We start from the raw sequence: 2,387 nt of genomic DNA on the forward strand, positions 1-2,387 counted from the left end.
CTGCCGGGCGGCGCGGCGGTCGCGGCCGGGACCGGTCCCGGCAGGGGCGGAGGCATGATGGGCGGCGGTGGCGGCGCCCGCGGGGCGGGCGGCGTCGGCGACGACGAGACCTCCCGCGAGTCCAAGCTCATCGAGGACGACGACGACATCTGGGGCATCGGCAAAGCCGCCGACGACCTCTACGAGTGAGGAGTCGGCGATGGACAACGGCACCATCTGCTTCTTCGTGGTGGTCGGCGTGGTCGCGCTGTGGCTCTACAGCCGCGGCGAGAAGCGCCGCGACGAGGCCGTCAACAAGTTCAAGACCCGCTGCGGCGAGTGCGAGTTCACCTCGGCCTGGCTGCCGGAGTCGGCGGCCCAGGAGGCGATGATCGACCACTACGCGGCCGAGCACCCTGGCACGCCGCCGGGAGGTCTCATCCAGTTCCGGTGAGCCGCAAGCAGAGGCCCGGTCCCGGCAGGGGGACCGGGCCTCGTTGCGTGCGTGGCGCGGTTCGGCGCGGTGGGGTCAGGCTGCGGGGCGCGAGAGGAGGGCGGCGAGGGCTTCGTGCGCTTCGGCTTGGGCCGCTTGGACGGTGGCGGTGGCGCGGGCGGACAGCTCCTCGCACTCGGTGTCGAGGGTCGCGTTGGGGACCAGGAACTTGAAGCCGGTGAGGCGGCCCTCGATGTCGACCTCGGCCGAGCACAGGTCGTCGTCGGTGGTGTGCGCGAAGCGGTCCGCGGCGCGGGCGGCGATGCGGTCGCGCAGCTCGTCGCCCTTGCGGTCGGGCATGCGGCTGGCGAGCAGGTCCGGGTGGGCGCGTTCGAGGTTCAGCACGTGCTCCGAGCGGGTCTTCTCGGCCCCGGTCCAGGCGGCCTCGATCGCGTCGGCGGCCGCGCGGTTGCTGAGGCGGTCGACGGTGGGGCTCAGCGCGAGCGTGCGCAGGCGGCCGAGGTAGTCGAGCCGGACCCAGGCGACCCGGCCGGCGTCGGTGCCGTCGAACGTGCGCGTCGCGAGCTCCTCGGTGAGCGCCTGCGCCCGCTCGGCGAGGTCGGCGGCCTGCTCGTACCGGTCCCTGGCGGGCGCCGCCGCGAGCGCCCGGTCCACGTTGTCGCGCACCGGCCCGGCCGGGAGCCGCCTCGCGGCGCGGCGCGCGGCCTCGACGCGGTCCTCGTAGTCTTCGGGGATCTCGATCCGGTTCATCGGGCTTACCTCCTCATGGCGCTGACGACCGCCAGCTTCGGCGGCCCGGCCACCGATCGGTCACTGATCGGTCATCTCCGCGGGCATCCGATCACCGGCCGGGGGCGACGCCGGAACCCCGGTTGTATGAGAGAGGCGGTCGGGGGACATCGGACATGGGAAAGCGCCGGCCCGCGCTTTGGATCGGGCCGGCGCTCATATCGCCGCACTCTTTCGGGTGACTTTTGGTTCACTCGGGCCGTTTTCGGCGTTGATCCTGTCGGACCCCTTTGGCAGGATCGAGCGCGGCGACGATTTCGGTCCCCTCTGGGTGGGTGGGGGCTAGGGATGGCAACGGGCGTTGCGAGCTGCGCTCATGCTTTCTGCTCGCGCCCGGCCCATGTCCCGCGGTGGTTCAGTCGGCGGTGGTCACCTCCGCAGCGGTGACCGTGTAGGCGGTCGGATCGGAGCCGTCGGCGGTGAAGAGCACCGTCCCGGAATCGGAGCCTCCGGCGTCGATCAACGCGGTCCCGGAGTCCGAGGCGTCGAGCAGAACCGTCCCGGAGGTCGAGCCGTCCGATGAGGATCCGCCCGTTCCTTCGGGAGTGGTCCCGGCATCGGCGAACGCGAGCGTGGCCTCGTTGTCCGTGTCGGCCCCGCCGCCAGCGATCTCCGCAAGTGCCGCCTCCATGCCGTGCAGCGTGCCCCGCAGGTACTGGAGGTTCCGCCAAGTCGCGGCATGGAACTCCTGGTACCGCCCGGCGGCGTTGTCGGCCGCGCCCGGGGCTGTCCCGAAGGCCGGGGCCCGGCTGAGCGTCCCCGTGGCGAGCACCGGGATCACCTGGCCCTCAAGCTGATCGAGCAGCCCGAGCAGAAACTCCCGGTACTCCTCGACCGCCTCGGCGTCGAACACTCGCTCCTGCGCCATCTCGCCCTCCTAGCTGTACGGGTCGTCGCCGGGCCGCACATAGCCCCAGACGTTGTCGGTCTCGCGGAACAGCAGGTCCTCCTGCTCCTCCGGCTCCTCGTCCTCTTCGGACTTCTCGCCCTTCTTCCGAGCGTCTGCCGCCGCCTGGCTCCCGCCGACCACCGCGCCCCGCGCCGCGCCCACGCTCGAACCAGAACCACCGGAAGCGGCCGGGCCGGCCGTCGCGCCCGGCGCGAACACGCCCGGACCCGCGCCCGTGAAACCCGGGGCGCCGCCCGTGACGGTCGCAGTGCCGCC

General features: G+C 72.7%; 3 protein-coding genes and 2 pseudogenes. 2 read left to right on the plus strand and 3 right to left on the minus strand.

Annotation, left to right across the window (positions count from 1 at the left end; translation table 11 throughout):
- Both DI269_RS13225 and DI269_RS13230 read left to right on the plus strand, forming a co-directional pair.
- A pseudogene (locus DI269_RS13225) lies at positions 1–189 on the plus strand (hypothetical protein); the annotation flags it as partial.
- A 10-nt stretch (positions 190–199) separates the two neighbouring features.
- Positions 200–433, plus strand: coding sequence for a hypothetical protein (locus tag DI269_RS13230; RefSeq protein WP_112136606.1), 234 nt, complete (start codon positions 200–202; stop codon positions 431–433).
- 75 nt (positions 434–508) lie between these two features.
- Here DI269_RS13230 and DI269_RS13235 read toward each other — a convergent pair whose 3' ends face one another.
- The 3 genes and pseudogenes from DI269_RS13235 to DI269_RS28230 all read right to left on the minus strand — a co-directional run.
- Positions 509–1,183 carry a hypothetical protein gene (locus DI269_RS13235; protein ID WP_112136608.1) on the minus strand — a complete coding sequence of 225 codons (675 nt, stop codon included), beginning with the start codon at positions 1,181–1,183 and terminating at the stop codon, positions 509–511.
- Positions 1,184–1,577: 394 nt separating this feature from the next.
- Positions 1,578–2,090, minus strand: coding sequence for a hypothetical protein (locus DI269_RS13240; protein WP_112136610.1), 513 nt, complete (start codon positions 2,088–2,090; stop codon positions 1,578–1,580).
- 9 nt (positions 2,091–2,099) lie between these two features.
- Positions 2,100–2,387, minus strand: a pseudogene (locus DI269_RS28230) (hypothetical protein); the annotation flags it as partial.

Origin of the sequence: Glycomyces dulcitolivorans, assembly GCF_003265355.1 — a bacterium.
In the GTDB taxonomy this organism is placed as follows: domain Bacteria; phylum Actinomycetota; class Actinomycetes; order Mycobacteriales; family Micromonosporaceae; genus Glycomyces; species Glycomyces dulcitolivorans.

What these genes read in the sequence shown, in the direction of transcription:
- DI269_RS13230 (WP_112136606.1), top strand. Translation starts at nt 200, where the DNA reads ATGGACAACGGCACCATCTGCTTCTTCGTGGTGGTCGGCGTGGTCGCG.
- DI269_RS13235 (WP_112136608.1), bottom strand. Translation starts at nt 1,183, where the DNA reads ATGAACCGGATCGAGATCCCCGAAGACTACGAGGACCGCGTCGAGGCC.
- DI269_RS13240 (WP_112136610.1), bottom strand. Translation starts at nt 2,090, where the DNA reads ATGGCGCAGGAGCGAGTGTTCGACGCCGAGGCGGTCGAGGAGTACCGG.